The sequence below is a fragment of the Xanthomonas sp. JAI131 genome (assembly GCF_013410075.1).
GTDB lineage: Bacteria > Pseudomonadota > Gammaproteobacteria > Xanthomonadales > Xanthomonadaceae > Xanthomonas_A > Xanthomonas_A bonasiae.
This window is the reverse complement of record NZ_JACCCN010000001.1, coordinates 1,586,876-1,611,126: the sequence shown is the minus strand read 5'-3', so window position 1 is coordinate 1,611,126 and position 24,251 is coordinate 1,586,876. Positions and strand designations below refer to the sequence as shown.

At 69.0% G+C, this 24,251-nt stretch carries 26 protein-coding genes; 12 read left to right on the top strand and 14 right to left on the bottom strand.

What is annotated here, in order from left to right:
• The first annotated feature begins 3 nt into the window (after nucleotides 1-3).
• The 4 genes from potA to HDC36_RS06720 all read left to right on the top strand — a co-directional run bounded on the left by potA (nucleotide 4) and on the right by HDC36_RS06720 (nucleotide 4,509).
• Entirely contained in the window at nucleotides 4-1,128 is a 1,125-nt protein-coding gene (potA, locus tag HDC36_RS06735) for a polyamine ABC transporter ATP-binding protein (protein WP_179565476.1), read from the top strand.
• A complete protein-coding gene (locus HDC36_RS06730) occupies nucleotides 1,125-2,105 on the top strand; it encodes an ABC transporter permease subunit (RefSeq protein ID WP_179565475.1) in 981 nt (326 codons plus the stop codon). Before potA ends, HDC36_RS06730 begins: the two co-directional genes overlap by 4 nt.
• Nucleotides 2,102-2,947 (top strand): ABC transporter permease subunit, encoded by an 846-nt coding sequence (locus tag HDC36_RS06725; RefSeq protein WP_179565474.1) that lies wholly within the window; start codon nucleotides 2,102-2,104, stop codon nucleotides 2,945-2,947. The genes HDC36_RS06730 and HDC36_RS06725 overlap by 4 nt, the downstream gene beginning before the upstream one ends.
• Before the next feature lie 197 nt (nucleotides 2,948-3,144).
• Nucleotides 3,145-4,509, top strand: coding sequence for an NAD-dependent succinate-semialdehyde dehydrogenase (locus tag HDC36_RS06720; protein WP_179565473.1), 1,365 nt, complete (start codon nucleotides 3,145-3,147; stop codon nucleotides 4,507-4,509).
• A gap of 161 nt (nucleotides 4,510-4,670) precedes the next feature.
• Here the strand turns inward: HDC36_RS06720 and HDC36_RS06715 are convergent, their stop codons facing one another.
• The 12 genes from HDC36_RS06715 to HDC36_RS06660 all read right to left on the bottom strand — a co-directional run bounded on the left by HDC36_RS06715 (nucleotide 4,671) and on the right by HDC36_RS06660 (nucleotide 15,804).
• Nucleotides 4,671-5,663, bottom strand: a complete 993-nt coding sequence (locus HDC36_RS06715) for a magnesium and cobalt transport protein CorA (protein ID WP_179565472.1) — start codon at nucleotides 5,661-5,663, stop codon at nucleotides 4,671-4,673.
• Nucleotides 5,664-5,688: 25 nt separating this feature from the next.
• Nucleotides 5,689-6,879 (bottom strand): DUF4105 domain-containing protein, encoded by a 1,191-nt coding sequence (locus HDC36_RS06710; RefSeq protein WP_318241164.1) that lies wholly within the window; start codon nucleotides 6,877-6,879, stop codon nucleotides 5,689-5,691.
• A 110-nt stretch (nucleotides 6,880-6,989) separates the two neighbouring features.
• On the bottom strand, nucleotides 6,990-7,871 hold the full coding sequence (locus HDC36_RS06705) for a transporter associated domain-containing protein (protein ID WP_179565471.1): 882 nt from the start codon (nucleotides 7,869-7,871) through the stop codon (nucleotides 6,990-6,992).
• Between the two features lie 112 nt (nucleotides 7,872-7,983).
• Nucleotides 7,984-8,568 carry a hypothetical protein gene (locus tag HDC36_RS06700; RefSeq protein ID WP_179565470.1) on the bottom strand — a complete coding sequence of 195 codons (585 nt, stop codon included), beginning with the start codon at nucleotides 8,566-8,568 and terminating at the stop codon, nucleotides 7,984-7,986.
• Nucleotides 8,569-8,626: 58 nt separating this feature from the next.
• On the bottom strand, nucleotides 8,627-9,070 hold the full coding sequence (locus HDC36_RS06695; RefSeq protein ID WP_179565469.1) for a hypothetical protein: 444 nt from the start codon (nucleotides 9,068-9,070) through the stop codon (nucleotides 8,627-8,629).
• A gap of 80 nt (nucleotides 9,071-9,150) precedes the next feature.
• Nucleotides 9,151-9,636 (bottom strand): rRNA maturation RNase YbeY, encoded by a 486-nt coding sequence (ybeY, locus tag HDC36_RS06690; RefSeq protein WP_179565467.1) that lies wholly within the window; start codon nucleotides 9,634-9,636, stop codon nucleotides 9,151-9,153.
• A 56-nt stretch (nucleotides 9,637-9,692) separates the two neighbouring features.
• Nucleotides 9,693-10,559, bottom strand: a complete 867-nt coding sequence (locus tag HDC36_RS06685) for a hypothetical protein (protein WP_241093214.1) — start codon at nucleotides 10,557-10,559, stop codon at nucleotides 9,693-9,695.
• 134 nt (nucleotides 10,560-10,693) lie between these two features.
• Nucleotides 10,694-11,251 (bottom strand): hypothetical protein, encoded by a 558-nt coding sequence (locus tag HDC36_RS06680; RefSeq protein ID WP_179565465.1) that lies wholly within the window; start codon nucleotides 11,249-11,251, stop codon nucleotides 10,694-10,696.
• On the bottom strand, nucleotides 11,248-12,234 hold the full coding sequence (locus HDC36_RS06675) for a PhoH family protein (protein ID WP_179565463.1): 987 nt from the start codon (nucleotides 12,232-12,234) through the stop codon (nucleotides 11,248-11,250). The genes HDC36_RS06680 and HDC36_RS06675 overlap by 4 nt, the downstream gene beginning before the upstream one ends.
• 132 nt (nucleotides 12,235-12,366) lie before the next feature.
• Nucleotides 12,367-13,821: a tRNA (N6-isopentenyl adenosine(37)-C2)-methylthiotransferase MiaB gene (gene miaB / locus HDC36_RS06670; protein ID WP_179565461.1), complete on the bottom strand. Its 1,455-nt coding sequence runs from the start codon at nucleotides 13,819-13,821 to the stop codon at nucleotides 12,367-12,369.
• A 193-nt stretch (nucleotides 13,822-14,014) separates the two neighbouring features.
• Nucleotides 14,015-15,085, bottom strand: coding sequence for a DUF4344 domain-containing metallopeptidase (locus HDC36_RS06665; RefSeq protein ID WP_179565459.1), 1,071 nt, complete (start codon nucleotides 15,083-15,085; stop codon nucleotides 14,015-14,017).
• A gap of 98 nt (nucleotides 15,086-15,183) precedes the next feature.
• The gene (locus tag HDC36_RS06660; RefSeq protein ID WP_179565457.1) at nucleotides 15,184-15,804 is read right to left on the bottom strand and encodes a glutathione S-transferase family protein; all 621 of its coding nucleotides are present in this window, start codon (nucleotides 15,802-15,804) and stop codon (nucleotides 15,184-15,186) included.
• Nucleotides 15,805-15,879: 75 nt separating this feature from the next.
• On the opposite strand from HDC36_RS06660, the gene HDC36_RS06655 reads away from it, so the two are divergent.
• From HDC36_RS06655 to HDC36_RS06620, 8 genes are all read left to right on the top strand, one after another.
• Nucleotides 15,880-16,845 carry a YafY family protein gene (locus HDC36_RS06655; RefSeq protein ID WP_179565456.1) on the top strand — a complete coding sequence of 322 codons (966 nt, stop codon included), beginning with the start codon at nucleotides 15,880-15,882 and terminating at the stop codon, nucleotides 16,843-16,845.
• A gap of 116 nt (nucleotides 16,846-16,961) precedes the next feature.
• Entirely contained in the window at nucleotides 16,962-17,918 is a 957-nt protein-coding gene (locus HDC36_RS06650; RefSeq protein ID WP_179565455.1) for a lytic transglycosylase domain-containing protein, read from the top strand.
• Between the two features lie 138 nt (nucleotides 17,919-18,056).
• Nucleotides 18,057-18,680: a ubiquinol-cytochrome c reductase iron-sulfur subunit gene (gene petA, locus HDC36_RS06645; protein WP_003478708.1), complete on the top strand. Its 624-nt coding sequence runs from the start codon at nucleotides 18,057-18,059 to the stop codon at nucleotides 18,678-18,680.
• A 3-nt stretch (nucleotides 18,681-18,683) separates the two neighbouring features.
• Nucleotides 18,684-19,946, top strand: a complete 1,263-nt coding sequence (locus HDC36_RS06640) for a cytochrome bc complex cytochrome b subunit (protein WP_179565454.1) — start codon at nucleotides 18,684-18,686, stop codon at nucleotides 19,944-19,946.
• Complete coding sequence (locus HDC36_RS06635) at nucleotides 19,939-20,091, top strand: hypothetical protein (protein WP_179565453.1); 153 nt, start codon at nucleotides 19,939-19,941, stop codon at nucleotides 20,089-20,091. Before HDC36_RS06640 ends, HDC36_RS06635 begins: the two co-directional genes overlap by 8 nt.
• Entirely contained in the window at nucleotides 20,088-20,834 is a 747-nt protein-coding gene (locus HDC36_RS06630; RefSeq protein ID WP_179565452.1) for a cytochrome c1, read from the top strand. Before HDC36_RS06635 ends, HDC36_RS06630 begins: the two co-directional genes overlap by 4 nt.
• Nucleotides 20,835-21,004: 170 nt before the next feature.
• Nucleotides 21,005-21,640 (top strand): glutathione S-transferase N-terminal domain-containing protein, encoded by a 636-nt coding sequence (locus tag HDC36_RS06625; RefSeq protein WP_009598113.1) that lies wholly within the window; start codon nucleotides 21,005-21,007, stop codon nucleotides 21,638-21,640.
• Nucleotides 21,641-21,719: 79 nt separating this feature from the next.
• Complete coding sequence (locus HDC36_RS06620; RefSeq protein WP_179565451.1) at nucleotides 21,720-22,154, top strand: ClpXP protease specificity-enhancing factor; 435 nt, start codon at nucleotides 21,720-21,722, stop codon at nucleotides 22,152-22,154.
• Nucleotides 22,155-22,406: 252 nt separating this feature from the next.
• On the opposite strand, the gene HDC36_RS06615 is transcribed toward HDC36_RS06620, so the two are convergent.
• Entirely contained in the window at nucleotides 22,407-22,751 is a 345-nt protein-coding gene (locus HDC36_RS06615; RefSeq protein ID WP_179565449.1) for a DUF3301 domain-containing protein, read from the bottom strand.
• 351 nt (nucleotides 22,752-23,102) lie between these two features.
• Nucleotides 23,103-24,200, bottom strand: a complete 1,098-nt coding sequence (locus HDC36_RS06610) for a DUF2272 domain-containing protein (protein ID WP_179565447.1) — start codon at nucleotides 24,198-24,200, stop codon at nucleotides 23,103-23,105.
• Nucleotides 24,201-24,251: the final 51 nt, after the last annotated feature.

Below are 24,251 nucleotides of genomic sequence, written 5' to 3'. Positions count from 1 at the left end.
CCGATGGCGATCGCGGCGGCGGCGGCGGCGCCGGCCAAGGGCAGCGGTTACCTGTCCATCGCCGGCTTGCGCAAGGAGTTCGACGGTTTCGTCGCGCTCGACGACGTCGACCTGGACATCCGCAAGGGCGAGATCTTCGCGCTGCTCGGCGGCTCCGGCAGCGGCAAGTCCACGTTGCTGCGCTGCCTGGGCGGATTCGAGCAACCCAGCCGCGGCCGCATCGTGCTCGACGGGCAGCCGCTGGACGGCCTGCCGCCGTACGAGCGCCCGCTCAACATGATGTTCCAGTCCTACGCGCTGTTCCCGCACATGACGGTGGAGCAGAACATCGCGTTTGGGCTGAAGCAGGACGGCCTGTCGCGCGCGGCCATCGCCAAGCGCGTCGGCGAGATGCTGGAACTGGTGCAACTGGGCAAGCTCGGCAAGCGCAAGCCGCACCAGCTGTCCGGCGGCCAGCAGCAGCGCGTGGCGCTGGCGCGTTCGCTGGCCAAGGGGCCGAAACTGCTGCTGCTGGACGAACCGATGGGCGCGCTGGACAAGAAGCTGCGCTCGCAGATGCAGCTGGAGCTGGTCGGCATCATCGAAACCTCCGGGGTGACCTGCGTGATGGTCACCCACGACCAGGAGGAGGCGATGACCATGGCCACCCGCATCGCGCTGATGGATGCCGGCTGGATCCAGCAGGTCGGCACCCCGGACGAGATCTACGAGCAGCCGGCCAATCGCTTCGCCGCCGAGTTCATCGGCTCGGTGAACCTGATCGACGCGGTCATCGACGAGGACCTGCCGGACTACGTGACCCTGCGCACCGGCGCGTTTCCCGACAGCATCTACGTCGGCCATGGCATCACCGGCATCACCGGGCAGCCGGTCTCGTTCGCGGTGCGCCCGGAGAAGCTGGGCATCGGCAAGGACGCGCCGGCGCAGGCGCACAACAAGGCGCAGGGCACGATCGAGGACATCGCCTACTTCGGCAGCCATTCGGTCTACCACGTGCGCCTGCCCAGCGGCTTCAAGCTGATGGCCAACTTCGCCAACCGGCAGCGCTGGGCCAGCGACAACCTCACCTGGGGCGATGCGGTTTGGGTGTGGTGGGGCGACAACGACGGCGTGGTGCTGACCGCATGAGCGCGCCCGCCGCCGCCGCCGCCGCCGCCGCACCTGCCGCGCAACCCGCGGCGTCGCCGCGCACGCTGCTGCAGCGCCTGCGCAAGCGGCGCCTGCCCGGCGCGCGCTGGCTGGTGATCGCCGCACCGTACCTGTGGTTGCTGTTGTTCTTCGCGATCCCGTTCCTGATCGTGCTGCGCATCTCCTTCGCCGAACAGGCGATCAGCAGCCCGCCGTACAGCGATCTGCTGGACTACAAGGACGGCGTGCTGACGCTGAAGTTCACCCTGCAGAACTATCTGGCGCTGGTGCGCGACAACCAGTACATCGAAGCCTACTGGGGCTCGATCAAGATCGCCGGGATCTCCACCCTGTTGACCTTGTTGATCGGCTATCCGATGGCCTACGTGATCGCGCGCATGTCGCCGTCGGCACGCAACATCGCGATGATGCTGGTGGTGCTGCCGTCGTGGACCTCGTTCCTGATCCGCGTCTACGCCTGGATCGGCATCCTCGACAGCAACGGCGTGCTCAACCGCGCGCTGCTGGCGCTGGGGCTGATCGAGCAGCCGCTGCGCATCCTGTACACGCCGATCGCCGCCTACATCGGCATCGTCTACTGCTATCTGCCGTTCATGGTGCTGCCGCTGTACGCCACGCTGGTCAAGCAGGACCACCGCCTGCTCGAGGCCGCCTACGATCTGGGGGCGCGGCCGTGGAAGGCGTTCGCGACCATCACCTTGCCGATGTCGCGCCCGGGCATCGTCGCTGGCTGCATGCTGGTGATGATCCCGGCGGTGGGCGAGTTCGTGATCCCGGAGATGCTCGGCGGGCCGGATACGCTGATGATCGGCCGGGTGCTGTGGGGCGAGTTCTTCAACAACCGCGACTGGCCGGCGGCCTCGGCGGTGGCGATCGCGATGCTGGCGCTGTTGATGGTGCCGATCCTGATCTTCAACCGCTACCAGCAACGCCAGCTCGAAGGCGGCCAGGCATGAGCGCGCTGCGCGGCGGGCGCGTGCTGCGCTGGACGGTGCTGACCGGCGGCTTCGCCTTCCTGTACCTGCCGATCCTGCTGTTGATGGTGTACTCGTTCAATGCCTCCAAGCTGGCCACGGTGTGGGCCGGGTTCTCCACCAAGTGGTACGGCGAGTTGCTGCGCGACCGGCAGATCCTGCAGGCGGCGTGGATCAGCCTGAAGGTGGCGTTCTGGACCGCCACCGGGTCGATGGTGATCGGCACGCTGGCGGCGATGGTGATGACCCGCTTCCGCCGTTTTCCCAGCAAGAGCCTGTTCGGCGCGCTGGTGACCGCGCCGCTGGTGATGCCGGAGGTGATCATCGGCCTGTCGATCATGATGATGCTGGTGTCGATGGGCGGGCTGATCGGCATCCCGCCCAAGGGCGTGACCGCGATCTGGGCCGCGCATGTCACCTTCACCCTGTCCTTCGTCACCGTGGTGGTGTCCTCGCGCCTGCAGGAACTGGACCGCTCGCTGGAAGAGGCGGCGATGGACCTGGGCGCGAACCGGCTCAAGGTGTTCTTCCTGATCACGCTGCCGATCATCGCCCCGGCGCTGGTGTCCGGCTGGCTGCTGGCGTTCACCCTGTCGCTGGACGACGTGGTGATCGCCAACTTCGTCGCCGGGCCCAACTCGACCACGCTGCCGATGACCGTGTTCTCCTCGGTGCGGATGGGGCTGAAGCCGAAGATCAACGCACTGGCCACGCTGATGGTGCTGGCGGTGTCGATCGCCGCCTTCGTCGGCTGGTGGCTGATGGCGCGCAGCGAGAAACGCCGCCAGCGCGACATCCAGCTGGCGCTGCAGCAGGGCGGTTAGCGGAGTGCTGCTTTTCTGCAGGAGCGGCTTCAGCCGCGACCGGGCGTTACCGGTGACGTCCGGTCGCGGCTGAAGCCGCTCCTACCAGAGCCGCCGTCGCCGCAGAACGCTGCGGTCCATCGCGGTCGCCGCATCGCCACGCCGCCGCAACCTTCGCGGCGCTAGGCTGGGCGGACTTTTCCCAGGAGTCCGTCGCGATGCCTTACGACACCGTCAATCCCGCCACCGGCCAGGTCGAATACAGCCTGGAGCTGATGGATGCCGCCGCCGTCGAGCGGCGCCTGGCCGCGTCCGCGCAGGCCTTTCCCGCATGGGCGCAGACGCCGCTGGAGCAGCGCGGCGCGCTGTTGCGGCAGGTCGGCGTGCAGTTGCGCGCGCGCCGCGAGGAGATCCAGCGGCTGATGACCGCGGAGATGGGCAAGCTGCGCAAGGAGGCGCTGGCCGAGGTCGACAAGTGCGCCGATGCCTGCGACTACTACGCCGAGCACGCCGCCGACTACCTGCGCGAGCAGCCGATCGCCACCGATGCGCAGCGCAGCTACGTGCGCTACGAGCCGCTGGGCTGCGTGCTGGCGGTGATGCCGTGGAACTTCCCGATCTGGCAGGTGTTCCGCTTCCTGGCGCCGGCGCTGATGGCCGGCAACGTGGCGTTGCTCAAGCATGCCAGCAACGTACCGCGCTGCGCCGATGCGATCCATGCGGCGCTCGCCGCGGCGGGCGTGCCCGATGGCGTGTTCGACGTGCTGCACATCGACAACGACCAGGCCGCCGAGGTGCTGCGCGACGCGCGCATCGCCGCGGTGACGCTGACCGGCAGCGAGCGCGCCGGCCGTTCCATCGCCGCCAACGCCGGCGATCAGCTGAAGAAGTGCGTGATGGAACTCGGCGGCAGCGACGCCTTCGTGGTGCTGGACGACGCGGATCTGGACATCACCGTGGCTGCGGCGGTGAAGTCGCGTTTCGACAACGCCGGGCAGACCTGCATCGCGGCCAAGCGCTTCGTGGTGGTGGAGGCGATCGCCGACGACTTCGTGCGCCGTTTCGTCGCCGCGGCGGCCGAGCGCCGCCTCGGCGATCCGCAGGACGAGGCGACCACGCTGGCGCCGATGGCCCGGCAGGACCTGCGCGACGAACTGCACAAGCAGGTGCAGGCCAGCATCGCCAAGGGCGCCACGGCGCTGCTAGGCGGCGCCCCTGACACCGGCACCCACGCCGGCTATCCGGCCTCGATCCTGGATCACGTGGTGCCGGGCATGCCCGCCTACGACGAGGAACTGTTCGGCCCGGTCGCCGCGATCCTGCGCGTGGCCGACGAAGCCGAGGCGGTGCGCGTGGCCAACGACACCAGCTTCGGCCTGGGCGGCAGCGTGTGGAGCGCCGACCGCACCCGTGGCGAGCGCGTCGCCCGCCAATTGCAATGCGGCGCGGCCTTCGTCAACGCCATCGTCAAGAGCGACGTACGCCTGCCGTTCGGCGGCATCAAGCGCTCCGGCTTCGGCCGCGAACTGGCCGAGCATGGGATTCATGAGTTCATGAATATCAAGTCGGTGTATGTGGGTTGAAGCCGGGATTGGGGAGTCGGGATTGGGGATTCGCAACAGCGGATCCCGATGCCTGACGCCAAGCGGCGCAGCTGTTGCTTCAACGCGTGGCTTGCCTCGAACTGGCTACGGCGTGGAGTTCCGCCGTTGCGAATCCCCACTCTCCAATCCCCAATCCCGGCTTACAGCCACCGCGCCCGCTTGAACGCCAGATACAGCCCCAGGCAGACGACGCCGACGCCGCCGATCATCAGTGGGTAGGCCCAGGGCCATTCCAGTTCCGGCATCTGCTTGAAATTCATGCCGTACCAGCTGGTGATCAGGGTCGGGGCGGCCAATAGCGCGGCCCAGGCGCCGAGGCGCTTGACCGTCTCGCCCTGGGCCAGGGTCACCAGCGACAGGTTCACGCTCAGCGCGGTGCCGAGCATCTCGCGCAGGGTGTCGATCGCCTCGTTGGTACGCACCGCGTGGTCGAGCACGTCGCGCACGTACAGCCGCACTTCGTCGGGAATCAGCGGGCCGGGGTTGCGCTTGAGGTGGGCGAGCACGTCCTGCAGCGGCGCCACGCCCAGGCGCATCTGGTTGAGCTCGCGCTTGAGCTCGTACAGGCGGATCGCGGTGTCGCGCCGGTAGGCCTCGGCGAAAATGTCCTTCTCCAGGCGCTCCAGGCTCTGCCGGAATTCGTCCAGGATCGGCTGGTAGTTGTCGACGATGTAGTCCAGCACCGCGTACAGCGCGTAAGACGGGCCGAGCTGCATCAGCGCCGCCTCGCGCTCCAGGCGTTCGCGCACCGGCGCGTACGGCAGCGAGGCGCCGTGGCGCACGGTCAGCAGGAAGCGCGCGCCGAGGAAGGCGTGGGTCTCGCCGTAGACGATGCGCTCGTCGATCACCTGCGCGGTGTGCACGGCCAGGAACAGCGAGTTGCCGTAGGCCTCGACCTTGGGCCGCTGGTGCGCCTTGCGGGTGTCCTCGATCGCCAGGTCGTGCAACTGGAATTCGTCCTGCAGCTGCTGCAGCACGTGGTCGGCGGGTTCGTACATGCCGACCCAGACGAAGCCGTCGTCGCCGGCCAGCACGTCGCTGATCTGCTCCAGGGCGATGTCGTGGCGGCGGCCGTGACCGTCGTAGTGCACGCAGTTGATGACGCAGGCGGGATTGGCGGGGACGGTGGCCATGGGCAGCAATGGTGTGCGGGCGGGATCAGCGCTGCAAGCGGCGCCGCGTGAACGTCCAGGCCAGCGCGGCGTGCACCGGCAGCAGCAGGGCGATCCACTGCAGGTTGAATTGCGGCTGCAGCATCGACAGCCAATGGATCAGCAATGCCGCGCCGGCCAGGGCGACCACCAGCCACAACACCAGGCCGAACCAGCGTCCGGGCGGGCGACCGCGCAGCTGCGCGATGGCGCCGCCGACCAGCAGCAGGCACAGCGGGTCGAGCAGCAGCAGGTTGCGATTGGCCCAGGCCGCACGGTGGTCGCTGAAGCCCCACAGGTACAGCAACACGCCGCCGCCGAGCGCGCACAGCAGCCAGAACGGCAGCGCCAGCGCCGCCAGCCAGCGCGGCCGCCGCGCCAGCGCGACCACGCCGACGGCGACCAGCAGCCCGGCCAGCAGCCACGGCCACCAGTGCCGCGCCTGTTCCTGCGGTTCCGGCGCCAGCCGCTGCGGCAGCACCTGCTGGCGCGACTGCACCAGCGGGCGCCCGGCGCTGTTGCGTACCTCGCCCAGGCTCTCGGCCAGGCGCATCGGCACGAACGCCTCTTCCCAGCGCGACAGCGGCTTGTCGGCGAACGGGCCCAGGCCCAGGTCGAAGCCCAGCCACATCCATGGCGCCGGCGAGGCCAGCCGCACCGATTCGCTGCGATAGGTGTTGCCGCGCGAACGCCCCGACAGCTGCGCATGCAGCGTGCCGCCCAGCGCACGGTCCAGCGCATCGCGGACCATCGTGGCGCAGTTGGCGGTGTAGTAGTCGTAGCGGTAGCGCGCGTTTTCCGGCCGCGCGCGCCAGGCCAGGGCCTGCTGCAGCGCGCGTGCCTGCGCCGGTTCCATGTCCAGCCACTGGATGTCCACGCCGCGGCCGGCATCGCGGTACTGCGCCAGGTCGTCCTGCAGCGGCAGGGCGACCAGGTAATACATCATGTCGCCGGCGGCGAAGCGGCTGACGAAGTCGGGCTCGCTGGGATCGAAGAAGCCGAAGTTGTACGAGGTGGCCTGGCCGCTGCGCGGATCCACCACCACGATCGCATCGTGGCCGAAGCGTTCGAAGAACACCTCGCCCGGCTGCATCGTGGCCACGCCGATGCGCGGCGCCGGTGCGGACGCGTCGGTGCTGGGCGGACCGGCGACGGGCGCCGCGGCGGAGGCGGGCGCCAGCGCCGGCGGCGCGGCCAGGTCCGCGTCGCCGGCCTGCGCGAACGCGAACGCCGCGCAGCAGGCCAGCAGCGTGCCCAGCAGCCATTGCGGCCAGCCGCGTGCCGGCCAGCGCGACAGCGGGCGGGCGATCAAGCGTCTTCCTGCGGGTCGGGCGGCAGGATGGTGACGTGGAAGGCCTGCACCCGGCGCGCGTCGGCGCGCGCCACGCGGAACGCGAAGCGTCCCAGGGTCAGCTCCTCGCCGGTTTCCGGCAGGTGGCCGATGGCCTCGGTGACCAGGCCGCCGACGGTGTCGTAGTCGTCGTCGGAGAAGTCGGCGCCGAAGCGTTCGTTGAAATCCTCGATCGGGGTCAGCGCGTCGACCACGTACTGGCCGTCGGCCTGCGCGGCGATCAGCGAGGCTTCGTCCTCGGCGTCGTCGTGCTCGTCGTCGATCTCGCCGACGATCTGCTCCAGCACGTCCTCGATGGTGACCAGGCCGGCGACGCCGCCGTACTCGTCGACCACGATCGCCATGTGGTTGCGCGAGAGCCGGAACTCCTTGAGCAGCACGTTGAGCTTCTTCGATTCGGGGATCAGCACCGCCGGGCGCAGCAGCTCGCGCACCGTGCCCGGACCGTGGTCGGCGACCACGCCGCGCAGCAGGTCCTTGGCCAGCAGGATGCCGAGGATGTCGTCCTTGTTCTCGCCATGCACCGGGAAGCGCGAATGGCCGGATTCGACCACCTGCTTCATCAGGTCGAGAAAGCGCGCTTCCGCCGACAGCGACACCATCTGCGAGCGCGAGACCATCACATCGCCGACGGTGAGTTCGGACACCGACAGCGCGCCTTCCATCATGCGCAAGGTGTCGGCGGCGATCAGCCCGTCGTGCTGGGCGTCGCGCAGCACCTCGACCAGGTCGTCGCGGGTGTGCGGGTCGCCGGAGAAAACCGAGCTCAGGCGTTCCAGCCAGCCGCGGCGTTTTTCGTGGGTTTCCTGAGGGGAGCTACTAGAGTCGTCTTCTGACATGTTCTATGGATACGGCACCCGGTCTGCCGGGCGATGTGCGCAAGTCTAGCAGGGCCAATGGGACAGAGCCGCGACGCCGGCGGCGGCCGCGGCGGCGCGCGCAGGGACGGGTTCAGCCGCCGCTGGCGGGCGTGTGCAGCGGGTCCGGCGCCGGCGGCGCGTCCGGGTCCTCCGGCAGGTCCAGGCTGTAGCTGCAACCGGCCAGGGTCTGGCCGGGGTGCGACTTCACCGTGGACAGGCTGAGGATGATCGATTCGATCATCGGCTCGCCGGTCTTGGGATCGGTCACGTCGCGGCTGACCAGCTCGCGGCCGAACATCGCCTTGTCCGGCGTGTCCACCGCCGCTTCCAGCTGCAGTTGCTTGGCCAGCGGGCGTGGATCGGGCAGGTCCAGGATCGCCATCACGCTGGCGCCGGCGACGGCGATGCGCGTGGTGCTGTGGCCGAACACCTGGATCGGCCGCACCAGTTCGTATTCGCGCATGAACAGGTTGGACTGCGGCAGCGGCCGCCAGCCCTGCGCGACGGCTTTCAGCGGATCGGCCAGCAGCGGCCCCAGCGCGGCGAAATCGGCCACGCGCTGGCGGCATTCGAGCAGCGCCGGCAGGTCGATGGCGGGTGCAGGGGCGGGTGCGGGAGCGGCCGCAGCGGGCAGCGCGGCCGCGAGCGCGAACAGAAGCAACGATGGACGGATCAACGCGCTGGACCTCGGGCCGGAAAGCAGGGAGTTGCGGCGCAGCGGCCGCGCGGCAACGTTAGCGCCCGCGCCAGCGCTTGACCAGCCAGTGCCGCGCGCTGGACAGGGTCAGCAGCGCGCTGGCCAGGTACAGCACGGACAGCGCAGCGAGCGTGCCGCCGCTGTCGAACTGGGTGTTCAAGTGGCGGCAGCATAGCCACGCGCCGATCGACAGCGGACACAGCAGCGCGACCCGTCCGGTGTGGGCGGCGACGCGCACCGGGCCGCCGACCCGCGCTTGCCGCCGGCGCAGGTAGAACCAGCGCCAGGCGCTGGGCGTGGTCGCCAGCACCAGCAGCGCGAGCGCGCCCAACCAGGGCAGCAACGATTCGGGCAGGCTGCCGCTGCCGGCGAACAGCGGTGCCGGACGGATCAGGCCCAGATAGACGGAGGCGGTCAGGCCGATGCCCCACAGGGCCGCGGCGAGGCCATGCCATCGCCCTGGGCCTGGGCGGGTTTCCACCTGTGTGGCTGGTGCTGGTTCGAACATCCTTGTCCCCCTTGCTCGTCAGCTGTCGAAAAACGCGCCGCGCGCGACAGGCGTCAGCGTTCCCCGGCGTAGGGGTCGCCCACGCCCAGGTCGGCCAGGATCTCGCGCTCCAGCTGCTCCATCGCGTCGGCCTCCTTGTCGTCCTCGTGGTCCCAGCCGAGCAGGTGCAGCACGCCGTGCACGGTCAGGTGCGCGTAGTGGGCGTTGAGCGGCTTGCCCTGTTCGGCGGCCTCGCGCGCCACCACCGGCGCGCAGATCACTAGGTCGCCGAGCAGCGGCAGCTTGACGCCCTTGGGCAGGCCTTCGGGCAGCTCGGCCGGGAAGCTGAGCACGTTGGTGGCGTAGTCCTTGCCGCGGTAGTGGTGGTTGAGCGAGCGGCCTTCCTTGTCGTCGATCAGGCGGATCGCCAGGTCGGCCTCGCGGATGCGGCCCTTCAGCGCCGCCGCCACCCACTTGCGGAAGCTCGCCGCCGCCGGCAATCCGGCGCGGGGCAGGGCGTAGCTGACGCCGACGTCGAGGTGGACCGGACCTTTGGTCATGGCGATACCGGCATTTCAGAGCGGACAGGAGCCGACAGTATCGCGCGTGCGGCGCGTCACCGCGACTTCCAGTCGTCGGCGGTGTAGGCGATTTCGATCACCTCGGCGGTGCCAGCTTGCCCATCGATGCCCGCGTCCTTGACCGAGCCATGGCAGTTGAAGCCCATGTGCGTCGTGGCCTGGCGGACCAGTGCCACGGCGCTCTGCTCGGGCGTATCGTTCACGTCGATGTGGATGGTCGCGTCCGCGCAGCCGCCGACGTTGGCCACGTGGATGGCCGGCACGAGCGCGCGCGCGGCCTGGTCGGCGAGCGCGTCGAAGCTGTCCCGCGCGATGCGTTCCTGTGCTGCGGACACGCGGACCTTGAAATAGTAAAGCTGCTTGTAGAACAGGTAGCCGTTGGAGAACAACGGCATGTCCGTCGAGGTCCGATGCATGTCCAGCCGCAGCTTCTGGCCGTGGACCCGTTCAGACTGGGCAATGGCCGCGAGCACCGCCGCATCGGCGTCGTTGTCCGCCTGGGGCGACGGTGCGGCGTCGCCGTTCAGCGCGAACGGCTCATCGCCCAGTTCGCGCAATTGCGTATAGGCGCCTTGCGACACTGCCGCGGCCAGATCGGCGCGGAACGCCACCATGCCGTCAGCGATGGCCTTGGCAGGATCCAGCCGTCCAGCCGGATACACGAAGACATCGATCACCAGTGCCGGCTGGTCCGCCAATGCGTAGTGGAAGCCGGCGCCAGCCAACTTGGCGGCGGGGTCGTACTTGCTGCGGATGAGGGCGAAATCGCCTACCGTTTTCGGCGCGACCAGATAGCTGGTCTCGACGTAGGCGCGCGCCGGCGGTGCTTTCGGTTTGGCGGGCGCCGCGCTTGCGAACACGACCAGCAGGCAGGCGAACAGCAGCGAACGGCAACGGAACATGGCACTCCCCCAGTGCATACGTGGCGGCAGTGTAAGCCGGTTGCGCCCAGGCTTGAGCGGATGCAGGACGCGGTCCAGTTGGCGACCGATGCCGCGGTTCCAGGACGCTGTCGGCGGTTGCCGCTATCGCAGGATCAGGTGACGCATTCGATCAGCATCAGCAATGGCGGTCCGCCGACGGCGACGCGGTAGAGAACGCTGCCCATCGGGCCGTGCTGGCAGTGCGGGTCGCTGCGCTCGACCTGGATCGCCGGCGCCAGGCCCGGCGGCGCGTTCGTCCACACGGCAGCCTGCCCGCGTTCGAGCAGTTGGCCTACCAGATACAAGGCATCGGAAGGCACCCGCGCCTTTTCGACCACGGCGCAGCCGAAGCGGTCGCGTGCGTCGCTGGTGGCGGCCAACAGCGCCTGCGCACGCCCTCCGGCGATCCAGGCCAGCCGTTGTCGCTCCTCGTCTTTCGGCATGGCGGCAGAGGCGTGCCGCGCATCGGCGGCGCGTTCGAGTTCCGCGCCAGGCAGGCTGATGGTCGCCTGCTCGACCCTGATCGACAGGCATGGGGGCGCCATGGCCTGGGCGAGGGCGATACGCTGTGGCGTCGCCGGAATCGCCGCCCGGGTCTGGGCCAGGCCGCAAGGGCTGCAGGCCGTGCCGAGCAGGGCGGTCAGTGCAACGCCGGGCCAGCGCCGGGTCACGCGGCCGGGCCGGTCGCCTTGTCGATGAGGTCGCGCTTTTCGTAGGCGGTGACGATGCGCGCCACCAGCGGGTGGCGCACCACGTCGCGCGCCTCGAAGAAGGTGAAGCTGACGCCTTCGACCTCGTGCAGCACCTCGATCGCGTCGCGCAGGCCGGACTTGACGTGCTTGGGCAGGTCGATCTGGGTCAGGTCGCCGGTGACCACCGCGGTGGAGCCGAAGCCCAAGCGGGTCAGGAACATCTTCATCTGTTCGATGGTGGTGTTCTGCGCCTCGTCCAGGATCACGTAGGCGTCGTTGAGCGTGCGCCCGCGCATGTAGGCCAGCGGCGCGATCTCGATGACGTTCTTTTCCAGCAGCTTGATCACCTTCTCCACGCCGAGCATCTCGTACAGCGCGTCGTACAGCGGGCGCAGATAGGGATCCACCTTCTGGCTCAGGTCGCCGGGCAGGAAGCCGAGCTTCTCGCCGGCTTCCACCGCCGGGCGCACCAGGATCAGCCGCTGCACGCGCGATTCGTTCAGCGCTTCGACCGCGCTGGCCACCGCCAGGAAGGTCTTGCCGGTGCCGGCCGGGCCGACGCCGAAATTGATGTCGTGGCTGGCGATCTGGTGCAGGTACTTGGCCTGGTTGGCGCCGCGGCCGCGCACGGTGCCGCGCTTGACCTTGATCGCCACTTCCTGCGGTTCGTAGGCGCGCTGCGCGACGCGATCGACATTGGCCTGGTTCAGGCGCAGGTGGATGGCCTGGTCGTCGAACACGACGCTGTCGGCCTCGGCATACAGGGCTTGCAGCAGCACCTCGGCGGCGGCGACCGCGCTGGACGGGCCGGTGATCCGGAACACGTTGCCGCGGTTGGAGATCTCCACGCCCAGGCGCAGTTCGATCTGGCGCAGGTGCGCGTCGAACGGCCCGGCCAGGTTGGCCAGGCGTTCGGTGTCGGCGGGTTCCAGGGTGAAATCGCGTTGTGCGGGGATGGTCATTCGATGCGGACGCGGCGGGCGCGGGGCTGCCGGCGTCGTTCAGGACAGGGAAGGAAAGCGTAGCGCGCGCGCGGGTGAAGGACCAGTCGCGTCCGCACGGACAGTGCGGCGCGCTGGCGCCGCGCGCGGCGCTCAGTCGGCGTCGACGAGCAGGCGCCCGCGCAAGGAATTGCTCAGCGCCTCGGTGATCGCCACCTCGACGAACTGGCCGACCAGGCGCGGGTGCCCGGGAAAGTTCACCGAGCGCATGTTCTCGGTCTTGCCGGTGAGTTCGGCCGGGTTCTTCTTCGACGGGCCTTCGACCAGCACCGTCTGCACGCTGCCGACCATGTCGCGCGAGAGTTGCAGCGAGTGCGCGTTGATGTGCGCCTGCAGCCGCGCCAGCCGCGCGTGCTTGACCGCGTCGGGGGTGTCGTCTTCCAGGTCCGCCGCGGGCGTGCCCGGGCGGCGCGAGTAGATGAAGGAGAAGCTCTGGTCGAAACCCACGTCCTCGATCAGCTTCATGGTCTTGTCGAAGTCGGCGTCGGTCTCGCCGGGGAAGCCGACGATGAAGTCCGAACTGATCGAGATGTCCGGGCGCACCGCGCGCAGCTTGCGGATCTTCTGCTTGAATTCCAGCGCGGTATAGCCGCGCTTCATCGCGCTGAGGATGCGGTCGCTGCCGGCCTGCACCGGCAGATGCAGGTAGTTGGCCAGCTGCGGCACGTCGCGATACGCGTCCACCAGCGAATCGCTGAACTCCAGCGGATGCGAGGTGGTGAAGCGGATGCGGCCGATGCCGTCGATCTGCGCGATGCTGCGGATCAGCAGGCCCAGGTCGGCGTACTGCGGCTCCTCGCCGGCCTCGGCGTCGGCGTAGGGCCCACGGTAGGCGTTGACGTTCTGGCCGAGCAGGTTGATCTCGCGCACGCCCTGCGCGGCCAGCTGCGCCACTTCCACCAGCACGTCCTCGAACGGCCGGCTGATCTCCTCGCCGCGGGTGTAGGGCACCACGCAGAACGAGCAGTACTTGGAGCAGCCTTCCATGATCGACACGAACGCCGACGGGCCTTCGGCACGCGGTTCCGGCAGGCGGTCGAACTTCTCGACCTCGGGGAAGCTGATGTCCACCTGCGACTTGCCCGACTCGCGCCGCGCGCGGATCAGCTCCGGCAGCCGGTGCAGGGTCTGCGGGCCGAACACCAGGTCCACGTACGGCGCGCGCTTGACGATCGCCTCGCCCTCCTGCGACGCCACGCAGCCGCCGACGCCGATGATCACCGGCTTGCCGCCGGCCTTCAGCGCCTTCCAGCGGCCGAGCTGGCTGAACACCTTCTCCTGGGCCTTCTCACGGATCGAGCAGGTGTTGACCAGCACCACGTCGGCTTCTTCGGGGTTGTCGGTCAGTTCCAGGCCCTCGGCGGCGGCGAGCACGTCGGCCATTTTGGCCGAGTCGTACTCGTTCATCTGGCAACCGTGGGTCTTGATGTACAGCTTGCCGCGTACCACCGCAGGCGCCGCGGGCCGGGCGGCAGGCAGCGGCAACAGGGCAGGGGCGCTCGCGGCGGGAGCCGCGATCGGCGAAACGGGGGCTGGCGTCCCGGGCATGGCGCTTACTCCAGACGGGTTGCGGGCGCGGCCGGCGATGGCTGCGATCAGCCGATCATTGTATCGGGAACCGAGACTGCCGCGGCGGGCGGCGGCGAACCGGCGCCGCGCAAGGCCTTTCGCGGCGGGACGGCCCGCCGCCGTCCCCGCGCCGCGTCGGCACCGCGAGCGGTGCGCTGCCGCGGAAGGCGCCTCAGCGCACGTAAGGCGACTCGGCGTTCTCTTCCTGCTTGCGCTTCGCCTCTTCGTAGCGCTTCTGCGCTTCTTCGCCGCTCATCTGGTACTTGGGCGCGATGTGCGGCAGCAGCAGCTTGGCCCAGGCGGTGGTGATGCGGCTGCTCTCGGTGGGGCAGCGCTGGGCGCGATCTTCGGGCAGCATGCCGCTGGTCACCAGGCGCAGGTACTTGCCCGGGTCGCGTCCGTACAGCATGCACATCAGGTTGTAGAAGCGCTGCTGGCCGAGCGAGTGCTCGTCGGCGAAGTCGGCCGCGCCATACTGCTCCTTGGTGTTGAGCACGAAGAACAGGCCGGCCAGCCGCAGGTTCTCGGCCAGGTCGCCGGGCGACTCGTTGGGGGCCATGAACATCAGCATCAGCGAAGAAGCGAGCTGGTCGGCCGAATCCTCCTCGCGGCCGGTGCTGGGCAGGCTCAGCATGTCGATCAGCGCATGGCCGAATTCGTGCAGCATGATGAAGCGGGTGTTCGCCAGCAGGAAGCGCGCGCTGAAGCTGTCGTCCTGGTTCTGCTCGCCCAGGCTGGCGCCGATCTTGATCAGCATCTCCACCATTTCGTAGCACAGCACCAGCTCGTGCTTGGTCGGCGAATAGAAGGCGTTGGTCTGCTTGCACTCGGCGGTGATCAGGTGCAGCGGGCCGGGCAGCATCAGCAGCCCGTCCATCGCGTTGACCTCGGGCAGGCGATGCAGGATGTCGATCTTGACCGAGAAGTCGTACGCTTCCTGCAGCGCCGGATCGCGCGGCGGCACGTATTCGTAGGTGAACTTGACGCCCTCGGCCTTCGGTTCCTCGGTCGTCGCGTCCTTGGCCGCCTCCGGCTGCGGACCCTGCTGCGCATCGACCGCATTGCCGGCGGCGGCATCGGCGACCGCATCGGCGGAGGCGCCCTTGGCCGCGGGCTTGGCCGGCGGGGGCAGCGTCGCGGGCACGACGGCGGCGGTCTGTTGCCCCTTCCATGCGGTGTAGGCCCAACCGCCGCCTACGGCGCACAGCGCCACGATCAAGATCGCGATGAGAGTCTTTTGCATGCGTTTCCTTCCTTGGTGACGATGGCGGCCGGCGCTTCCCGGCTGAGCTGCGGCGAGATGGTACGGTGCCGATTGCCCGCTGGGAAGATGCCGCTGCGTCAGGCGCTTCCGGCATCGATCGCCTGCGCGCGCTGCACCGCTGGCCGCGCCGCCATGCGTTCGACATAGGCGCGGGTCGGCGCCGGCGGATCGACCAGGCCGAAGCCGATCATCCAGCCCAGCGCGCTGCCCCACAGCACGTCGGCCGCGGTGCAGCGGTCGCCGAGCAGGTAGTCGCCGCGCGCCAGCTGGTCGTCGACCACGCCCATCACCGTGTCGCAGTCGGCATACGGCGAGATCGCCCGCGGCGGCGCCTCGCGCTTGAGCGCGCGGTCGATCACCGCCGGCTCGAACGCCGAGCCGTAGAACGCCAGCCAGCGCAGGTAGGGGCCGCGGCGCGGATCGCCCATCGCCGGCGCCAGCCCGGCTTCGGGGTACAGATCGGCCAGGTATTGGTAGATCGCCACCTGTTCGGTAACCACCGCGCCGGCGTGGTCGATCGCCGGCACCTTGCCCATCGGGTTGATCGCCAGGTACGCCGGTTCCAGCTGCGCGCCGCTGGCGAAGTCGATGCGGTCCAGCGTGTAGTCGGCACCCAGTTCCTCGAGCAGGATCAGCACGCCTTTGGAGCGGGATTTGGGGTTGTGGTACAGGGTCACATGGCGGTCGGCGATGGGCATGGCGGCTCTCCTCGGTGATCGAGCGGCCATGCTAGGCGCTATTGCGGACGGATTCTGTCCGCAATACCGTGCGCCATGGCTTCCCCTGCCTCCCGCACCTTGCGTCTGATCGGCCTGCTGCAGACCCGCCGGGTCTGGGCCGGCGCGGAGCTGGCCGAGCGCCTGGGCGTGGACCGGCGCAGCCTGCGCCGCGACATCGAGCGCCTGCGCGCCCTGGGCTATGCGGTGCAGGCCTCGTCCGGCGTCGGCGGCGGCTACCGGCTGGCGGCCGGTGCGCAGATGCTGCCGCTGCTGTTCGAGGACGACGAGGCGGTGACGGTCGCGGTGGCACTGCGCGCGGCCGCCACCAGCATGGGCGGCCTGGAGGACACCGCGCTGCGGGTGCTGGCCAAGCTCGACCCGCTGCTGCCGGCGCGGGTGCGGCAGCGCGCCGGGGCCTTGCAGGCGGTCACCCTGTCGCTGGGTGAGGAGCCGGCGGCGGACACCCAGGTACTGACCGGCATCGCCAGCGCCTGCCGCGATCGGCGCCTGCTCGGCTTCGGCTACTGCGACCATGCCGGGCGCCGCAGCCAGCGCCTGATCGAGCCGCTGCGCCTGGTCAACTACGGGCGCCGCTGGTACCTGCTGGGCTGGGACCGCGAGCGTGCCGACTGGCGGACGTTCCGCGCCGAACGCATCGTGCCGCCGCTGCAGCCGGGCGAGACGATCGCGCTGCGCCTGCCGCCGCGCGATCCGGCCGCGATGGTGCGCGACGCGATCCGGCACAGCCCGCTGCCGCTGCAGTTCGGGCTGAGCGTGCGGCTGCGCGGCAGCATGGGCGACCTGGGGCCGCGCATTCCGTCCTGGTGCGGAACCCTGGAGGCCGAGCAGGACGGCTATTGCCGGCTGTCGATGCTGGCCGACGGATTGCCGTGGCTGGCGGCGCAGTTGCTGACCCTGGGCGTGCCCTTCGTGTCGCTGCAGGCCGACGCGGCGGTGACTGCCGGGCTGCGTGCCATGCTGGGCGAGCTGCTGGCGCAGTTGCCGGGCGCGGCCGAGTGAGCGGGCGGATCGAGCCGGCCGGGCGCGCCGCGCGGCTCGGATGGAAACGGGCGGCCGGTCCCGCTGCCGTCGCCGCGCACTTGGCAAGCGTCGGCGAAGTTGGGACACTCGCCGCCATGAAGGGGATGGTGGGGCTTCTGGGGCTGGCAATCGCAACGCTGTCGGCAATGCCGGCCAGCGCGGGCACCCTATACAAATGCATCGGTGGCGACGGCGTACCCAGCTACGTCAGCAAGCGCGTGGCCGGCGCCAGTTGCAGCGTGGTCGGCAGCTATGTGCCCGACCGCCGCGCCGCACGTGCTGCGCCCGCGGTTGCCGCAGCCTCCACCGAGCGTGCGTCCAATCGCGGTGTCGTCACCCTGGCCGCGCCGCAGTCCGGCGCCCCGGCCACCATCATCAGCACGCCGGTCGCGGCGCCGACGCCGGTCGCCGCCAGCGTGGTGCCGAAGAGTGTGGCCCCCGTGCCTGCCATGACCGGTACCGCGCCGCGGCGGGTGGTCAGCGGCCAGGTCTATTCCTATATGAAGGACGGCGTGCGCCACTACACCAGCGCACGGCCGACCCAGGTCGCCAGCCTCGGCGCGGTGCGCACCATCCGCTACAGCTTCATCGAGACCTGCTACGCCTGCGCCAACCCCGGCCTGAACTTCGGTGCGGTGCGGCTGAACACCACCGCCTACCAGAGCGAGATCGCCGCCGCCGCGCGCGAGTACGGGGTCGACGAGGCGGTGGTGCGCGCGATCATCCATGCCGAGTCGGCCTACAACCCGATGGCGCTGAGCCGTGCCGGCGCGCAGGGCCTGATGCAGCTGATGCCGCCGACCGCGCGCCGCTTCGGGGTCAGCGATTCGTTCGATGCATCGCAGAACATCCGCGGCGGCGTGCAGTACCTGGCCTGGCTGCTGAAGCGCTTCAACGGCAACCTGACCCTGGCCGCCGCCGGCTACAACGCCGGCGAAGGCGCGGTAGACAAACACGGCGGGGTGCCGCCGTACAGCGAGACCCAGCGCTACGTGCAGCGCGTCGGCGTGCTCGCCGACCGCTACCGCGGCGTGCTGGCGACGGCGCATTGAGGCATTCTCGTTTCCGTCGCGACGATGCATTGTCTGCGCGTTAAGGGTTCCGCTACACTGCAGTGGATTTTATGCGGTTCGACCCCCACCGAACCGCTGGCAGCCTAATGCTACCCAATCAAAAAATCGGAGTGCCGGATGGCCAACGATGGGGTCAACGATTCTGTTAATGCAGGACGCCGCCGCTTTCTCACCGCCACCACGGCGGTGGTGGGCGCGGTGGGTGCGGGTTTCGTCGCGGTTCCTTTCATCAAGTCCTGGAACCCCAGCGCCAAGGCCAAACTGGCCGGTGCGCCGGTCACCGCCGACATCAGCGCGTTGCAGGAAGGCCAGCGCCTGATCCTGGAGTGGCGCGGTCAGCCGATCTGGATCGTCAAGCGTTCCAAGGCGATCCTGGATGCGTTGCCGACGCTGGATGGGCGGCTCAAGGACCCCAAGTCCGAGGTCACCGACCAGCAGCCGGCCTACATTAAGGGCGAGGGCCGTTCGATCAAGCCCGACATCTCGGTGCTGGTCGGGCTGTGCACGCACCTGGGCTGCTCGCCGGAGATGGTCGCCGAGATCCGCCCCGAACCCTACGATCCGGAATGGAAGGGCGGCTATTTCTGCCCCTGCCACAAGTCGCGCTTCGACATGGCCGGCCGCGTGTTCCAGGGCGTGCCTGCGCCGATCAACCTGCTGGTGCCCCCGCATCACTACCAGGACGACAACACGCTGATCATCGGCGTCGATCCCAGTTCGTCCGCGAAGGGGGCAGCGTAAGCCATGGCCGACAATCTCCTTACCCGCACCGCGGGCAACGTGTTCGACTGGGTCAACGAGCGCGCGCCGGGGCTGATGCCGTTCTACCGCAAGCACGTCAGCGAGTACTACGCGCCGAAGAACTTCAACCTCTGGTACTACTTCGGTTCGCTGGCGATGGTGGTGCTGGTCAACCAGATCGTCACCGGCATCTTCCTGACGATGCACTACAAGACCAGCGCGGCCGAGGCGTTCAACTCGGTCGAGTACATCATGCGCGACGTGGAGTGGGGCTGGCTGATCCGCTACATGCACTCCACCGGCGCCTCGCTGTTCTTCATCGTGGTGTACCTGCACATGTTCCGCGGGCTGCTCTACGGCAGCTACAAGAAGCCGCGCGAGCTGGTGTGGATCCTCGGCATGCTGATCTACCTGGTGCTGATGGCCGAGGCCTTCATGGGCTACGTGCTGCCGTGGGGGCAGATGTCGTTCTGGGGCGCCAAGGTGATCATCTCGCTGTTCGGCGCGATCCCGGTGATCGGCAACGGCCTGACCGAGTGGATCATGGGCGACTACCTGCCGTCCGACGCCACGCTCAACCGCTTCTTCGCGCTGCACGTGATCGCGCTGCCGCTGGTACTGCTGTTGTTGGTGGTGCTGCACCTGGGCGCGCTGCACGAGGTCGGTTCCAACAACCCCGACGGCGTGGAGATCAAGAAGGGGCCGAAGGGCAACCGCTGGGATCCGAACAAGCCGGCCGACGGCATTCCGTTCCACCCGTACTACACGGTCAAGGACCTGGTCGGGGTCGGCTTCCTGCTGCTGATCGGCGCCTTCATCATCTTCTTCGTGCCCGCGTTCGGCGGCCTGTTCCTGGAGCACGACAACTTCACCGAGGCCAACCGCCTGGTGACGCCCGAGCACATCAAGCCGGTGTGGTACTACACGCCGTACTACGCGATGTTGCGGGTGGTGCCGAACAAGCTGGGCGGCGTGCTGGTGATGTTCTCGGCGATCGCGATCCTGTTCCTGGTGCCGTGGCTGGACCGCGCCAAGGTCAAGTCGATCCGCTACCGCGGCTGGATCTCCAGGGTGATGCTGGGCGTGCTGGCGGTGTGCTTCGTCTGGCTCGGGGTGATCGGTTCCGGTCCCGGTACCGATGCCAGCGAGACCATCATCGGGCGCGTGCTGACCGTGCTGTACTTCGGATTCTTCCTGACTATGCCGGTCTGGACCACGTTGGACCGGACCAAGCCGGTGCCGGAGCGGGTGACCACCCATGACTAAGCCCGTGATTGCCGTCCTGGCCTGCTCCGCGAGCGTCTCGTTGTTGTCCGCCATGAGCTACCTGCTGCCGTTGGGGCAGATCGTGTTCTGGGGCCGGCAGGCGCTCGGCTCCCTGTTCGGTGCGATGGTGGAGGGATCCCTATGAGCAAGCGCCTGATGTCCGTTCTGGCCTGCTTCGCCTCCGCGCTGCTGTTGTCCGCCTCGGCGCTGGCCGCCGAGGGCGGCGCCACCCAGCAGGCCGGCAACGATCTCGGCGACCGTGCCTCGCTGCAGCGCGGCGCCAAGCTGTTCATGAACTACTGTTCCGGCTGCCATTCGCTGAAATACCTGCGCTACTCGCGCATGGCCGAGGACCTGGGCCTGAGCGAGGACGAGGTGATGGCCAACCTCAACTTCACCGGCGCCAAGGTCGGCGAGCACATCGAGGCGGCAATGCCGCACGATGCGGCGACCAAGTGGTTCGGCAAGGCGCCGCCGGACCTGAGCCTGATCGCGCGCGTGCGCGGCACCGACTGGGTCTATACCTATCTCAAGTCGTTCTATCTGGACCAGTCGCGCCCGTTGGGCTGGAACAACAAGCTGTTCGCCAACGCCTCGATGCCCAATCCGCTGTGGGAGCTGCAGGGCCTGCAGCAGCCGATCTACGGCAAGGCCGAGCAGCCCGGCGTGGACAAGCCGGTGGAGCGGCTGCAGTTGGCCTCGCCGGGCAGGGAAACGCCGGCGCAGTTCGACCAGACGGTCCGCGACATCAGCAACTTCCTCGAATACGCCGGCGAACCGGCCGCGCTGAAGCGGCAGAGCCTGGGCGTGTGGGTGGTGCTGTTCCTGGCGCTGCTGACCTTCCTGGCCTATCTGCTGAAGAAGGAATACTGGAAGGACGTGCATTGAGCGTCGGCCGCAGTGCCGGCGCGTTGTCTGCATCGTTGCTGACCCGATCCCCTGTTCATCCTATTGGCTTTTGCGAGCGAGGGTTGCACACTCAGGGGCCGTGATGACCGTCAGCAGGGTGTTGGCGGCATCGATGCGGCCGGCGGATTCCGGTCGTCGGAGAGCCTTGAATGGCGGCGAGTGTGCGTATGCGAAATACCTTGACGTTGTTTTCTTCCACGGATGATGTGCTGTGCCACCGCGTCCGTCTGGTGCTCGCCGCAAAGGGCGTGACCTACGATTTCGTGGCGGTGGATCCGCAGAATCCTCCCGAAGACCTGATCGATCTCAATCCCTACCACTCGGTGCCGACCCTGGTGGAGCGCGAGCTGGTGCTGTACGCGGCCTCCGTGGTCAGCGAATACCTGGACGAGCGCTATCCGCATCCGCCGCTGATGCCGGTCGATCCGTTGTCGCGCGCGCGCCTGCGCCTGGCCATGCTGCGCATCGAGCACGACTGGGTGCCGCAGGTGCAGGCGATCCAGCTCGGCAACAAGGCCCAGGCCGAGGCCGGGCGCAAGCGGCTCAAGGAGCTGCTGACCGCGTCGGTGCCGCTGTTCAAGGCCAGCAAGTTCTTCCTCAATCCGGAAATGAGCCTGGCCGATTGCGCGATGGCGCCGATCATCTGGCGTCTGCAGGCGCTGGACATTCCGCTGCCCAAGGACGGCAAGGCGATCGAGGACTACGGCAACCGCATCTTCCGCAATCCCGGTTTCATCCGCAGCCTGACGGATCAGGAAAAGAAGCTGCGCGACCTGCCGGCCTGATGTTCCGGCCGCGCGTGGCGCATCCGGTTTTTCCCGCGTTGCGCCGGCGCCATTGCGTGCCGACGCGTAGAATTGGCGCATGACCGACGATATTTCCCGCATGACCAGCCATCGCCCGTACCTGTTGCGGGCGCTGGTGGAGTGGATCAACGACAACGGCATGACCCCGCACATCCTGGTGGATGCGGGCCTGCCCAACGTGCAGGTGCCGCCGAGCGCGGTCAAGGACGGCCGGGTGGTGCTCAACATCGCCGAACGCGCGGTGGTGCGGTTGCAGATCGACAACGACGGGGTCAGCTTCACTGCGCGCTTCGGCGGTGTCAGCTATCCGGTGCAGGTGCCGATGGCCGCGGTGCTGGCGGTGTACGCGCGCGAAACCGGGCAGGGCATGGCGCTGCCGGACGATATCCACGGCGCCACCGAGCCGCCGGGCGACGACACCCCGCCGCCGCGCCCAAGCGGTTCCGACGACGGCGCCGGCGGCAAGCGCCCGCATCTGCGCGTGGTGAAGTAACGGCGACGTCGGACCCGCGCCGGCGCGCATGTGGCCGGAGCGATCGTCCGATCCGCTGGCGCATTGATGCCCGGCGGATCGCGCGCATCGCCAGGCGCTGCGCACCATTCGCTAAGGTTCACGCGCGCCAAGGCCAGTTTGGATCGAAACGCTGTAGGAGCGCCTTCAGGCGCGACCGACATGCGTGCAGAACATCTTGTCTGTCCTGCGAGAGCCCTTGCGGAACGACTTCGCGAACGACGAGGCAGCGCCTCACTCGCGCGGCGCACGGCCTTCGTGCAGCGCCGTCACCGTGGCCACCGAGGGCCCGGTGAAGGCGATCAGCTGATTGCCGAGCAGCACCAGGCGACCGCTGTGGCGATCGATGCCATCGTAGGAATAATCGAAGCGGAAGGTCCGCTCGAAGCCGAGCCAGCCGCTGGGCAGGCGCCGCAGGCGCAGGCCGGTGCCGTGCACGCTCTGGTCCAGCCACTGCACATCGGCGGCCTTGCAGGCATTGCGGCCGAGGCTCTCGGCGCGTTCGGCGGCGGCGCGCGACGCGTTCCAGAACGCGAACACCGCGGCGCCGGCAATCATCAACAGGATCAGGCTAGGCATGCGTCACTGTAGCGAGACGCGGGGTGGAGCGGCAATGCTTGGTTGGGGACTCGGGACTCGGGACTCGGGACTCGGGACTCGGGAATCGGGAATCGGGAATCGGGAATCGGGAATCGGGAATCGGGAATCGGGAATCGAAGCCGGGGCCGGGGCTGGGCTGGGGTCGTGGCCGGGGCCGTGGCTGGGATTCGAAGGTGCGCCGATCGCGAGCGCGACGTTTTCGTGTGCGACTCAAGGCCTCTTGTGGGAGCGACTTCAGTCGCGACAGGCCTCACCGACAAAGCCTGCTGCGACCGATGGATCGAGGCGAGCCGGTACGGATCCTGAAGGCCGCAAGCGTTCGATAAAACGCTAGCGTTCCAGCAGCGGTTCGGTCGCCGACGGTTGTGCCCCCGGTGTCGCCGCTGCGGGGGACGGTGCGGTCGGTACGGCCGGTGCGGCTGGCACCGTGCCGGATGCCGGCGGTGGCACCATCGGCGCGGTGGCCGGCGGCGCGGCCGGATCCACGGCGGGAACGACGCCCGGCGTCACCGGCGGCTGCAACTGCGCCTGCGGTTGCAGCTGCAGCAGCGCCGCCCAGTCCTGGCGATTGAAGTCGCACAGCTCTTCGCGGCCGGGCGTGCACTCCAGGCCGGCGCCGTCGTCGCCGGCCTGGTCCTGCGCCAATGGCGCCTCCAGCTGCAGGCGGCCGGCGCGGTCCAGCGGCAGCTTGCGCATGGTCACCGCGTTGAGCACGTTGCCGCCGATCAGGTACAGCGTGTGGTCGCCGCCGACGTTGGCCGCGACCACGATGTCGCAATGCGACTCCCACGGCAGCGCGCCGCCGCGCGCCAGCGCCTCGCGCAGCCCGGCCGCGCCCAGCGGTTGCTTGCGCCCGCGCAGGAAGCACAGCAGGTCGCCCGGTGCGGGCTTGTCCTGCTGCGGGTCGGCGTAACGGTAGGGCAGGCCGTCGGCACCGGCCTGGTAGGCGGCGCGGATGTAGTCGATGTGCCGCACCGAGGTGCGGAAGCCGCCGACGCCGGCGCGCACCATCACCCAGGACACGAACGCCGCCGACCACGGGTTGTCGACGATGAACGCGCGGCAGTCCGCTTGCCGGTAGCGCGAGCCGTCCAGCTGCTGGCAGCTGGCGGCGCCGTCGCTGCCGCCCATCGCGCCCAGCGTGCCGCTGTCGCGCCAATAGGCGGCCACGCGCTGCCAGGCTTCGATGCCGTGATCGGCGAGATAGCTGCGCTCGGCCTCGGTCACGCGCAGGCCGGCGAGCCGGCCGTCGCGATCGATGAACGGCCGCCACCACAGGCGATGCTCGTTGCAGGCGGTGCGCACGATGGCGACGGCGGCGGGCGTCAGGCCGAAGCGCGGCGGCAGGTCGCACACCTCCGCGGCGGCCGCGCGGCCGGCGGGAAACAGGGCGGCGGCACACAACAACGCGAACCAGGGGCGGGCCATCGGCGAACTCGGTGAATAGGGGGATGCGTGCAGCGTCGCAGAGCGGCGCGG

What these genes read in the sequence shown, in the direction of transcription:
- ybeY (WP_179565467.1), bottom strand. Translation starts at nt 9,636, where the DNA reads ATGACCAAAGGTCCGGTCCACCTCGACGTCGGCGTCAGCTACGCCCTG.
- HDC36_RS06720 (WP_179565473.1), top strand. Translation starts at nt 3,145, where the DNA reads ATGCCTTACGACACCGTCAATCCCGCCACCGGCCAGGTCGAATACAGC.
- HDC36_RS06620 (WP_179565451.1), top strand. Translation starts at nt 21,720, where the DNA reads ATGACCGACGATATTTCCCGCATGACCAGCCATCGCCCGTACCTGTTG.
- HDC36_RS06640 (WP_179565454.1), top strand. Translation starts at nt 18,684, where the DNA reads ATGGCCGACAATCTCCTTACCCGCACCGCGGGCAACGTGTTCGACTGG.
- HDC36_RS06725 (WP_179565474.1), top strand. Translation starts at nt 2,102, where the DNA reads ATGAGCGCGCTGCGCGGCGGGCGCGTGCTGCGCTGGACGGTGCTGACC.
- miaB (WP_179565461.1), bottom strand. Translation starts at nt 13,821, where the DNA reads ATGCCCGGGACGCCAGCCCCCGTTTCGCCGATCGCGGCTCCCGCCGCG.
- HDC36_RS06675 (WP_179565463.1), bottom strand. Translation starts at nt 12,234, where the DNA reads ATGACCATCCCCGCACAACGCGATTTCACCCTGGAACCCGCCGACACC.
- HDC36_RS06635 (WP_179565453.1), top strand. Translation starts at nt 19,939, where the DNA reads ATGACTAAGCCCGTGATTGCCGTCCTGGCCTGCTCCGCGAGCGTCTCG.
- HDC36_RS06730 (WP_179565475.1), top strand. Translation starts at nt 1,125, where the DNA reads ATGAGCGCGCCCGCCGCCGCCGCCGCCGCCGCCGCACCTGCCGCGCAA.
- HDC36_RS06685 (WP_241093214.1), bottom strand. Translation starts at nt 10,559, where the DNA reads ATGTTCCGTTGCCGTTCGCTGCTGTTCGCCTGCCTGCTGGTCGTGTTC.
- HDC36_RS06615 (WP_179565449.1), bottom strand. Translation starts at nt 22,751, where the DNA reads ATGCCTAGCCTGATCCTGTTGATGATTGCCGGCGCCGCGGTGTTCGCG.
- HDC36_RS06665 (WP_179565459.1), bottom strand. Translation starts at nt 15,085, where the DNA reads ATGCAAAAGACTCTCATCGCGATCTTGATCGTGGCGCTGTGCGCCGTA.
- petA (WP_003478708.1), top strand. Translation starts at nt 18,057, where the DNA reads ATGGCCAACGATGGGGTCAACGATTCTGTTAATGCAGGACGCCGCCGC.
- HDC36_RS06715 (WP_179565472.1), bottom strand. Translation starts at nt 5,663, where the DNA reads ATGGCCACCGTCCCCGCCAATCCCGCCTGCGTCATCAACTGCGTGCAC.
- HDC36_RS06705 (WP_179565471.1), bottom strand. Translation starts at nt 7,871, where the DNA reads ATGTCAGAAGACGACTCTAGTAGCTCCCCTCAGGAAACCCACGAAAAA.
- potA (WP_179565476.1), top strand. Translation starts at nt 4, where the DNA reads ATGGCGATCGCGGCGGCGGCGGCGGCGCCGGCCAAGGGCAGCGGTTAC.
- HDC36_RS06610 (WP_179565447.1), bottom strand. Translation starts at nt 24,200, where the DNA reads ATGGCCCGCCCCTGGTTCGCGTTGTTGTGTGCCGCCGCCCTGTTTCCC.
- HDC36_RS06625 (WP_009598113.1), top strand. Translation starts at nt 21,005, where the DNA reads ATGGCGGCGAGTGTGCGTATGCGAAATACCTTGACGTTGTTTTCTTCC.
- HDC36_RS06650 (WP_179565455.1), top strand. Translation starts at nt 16,962, where the DNA reads ATGAAGGGGATGGTGGGGCTTCTGGGGCTGGCAATCGCAACGCTGTCG.
- HDC36_RS06630 (WP_179565452.1), top strand. Translation starts at nt 20,088, where the DNA reads ATGAGCAAGCGCCTGATGTCCGTTCTGGCCTGCTTCGCCTCCGCGCTG.
- HDC36_RS06655 (WP_179565456.1), top strand. Translation starts at nt 15,880, where the DNA reads ATGGCTTCCCCTGCCTCCCGCACCTTGCGTCTGATCGGCCTGCTGCAG.
- HDC36_RS06660 (WP_179565457.1), bottom strand. Translation starts at nt 15,804, where the DNA reads ATGCCCATCGCCGACCGCCATGTGACCCTGTACCACAACCCCAAATCC.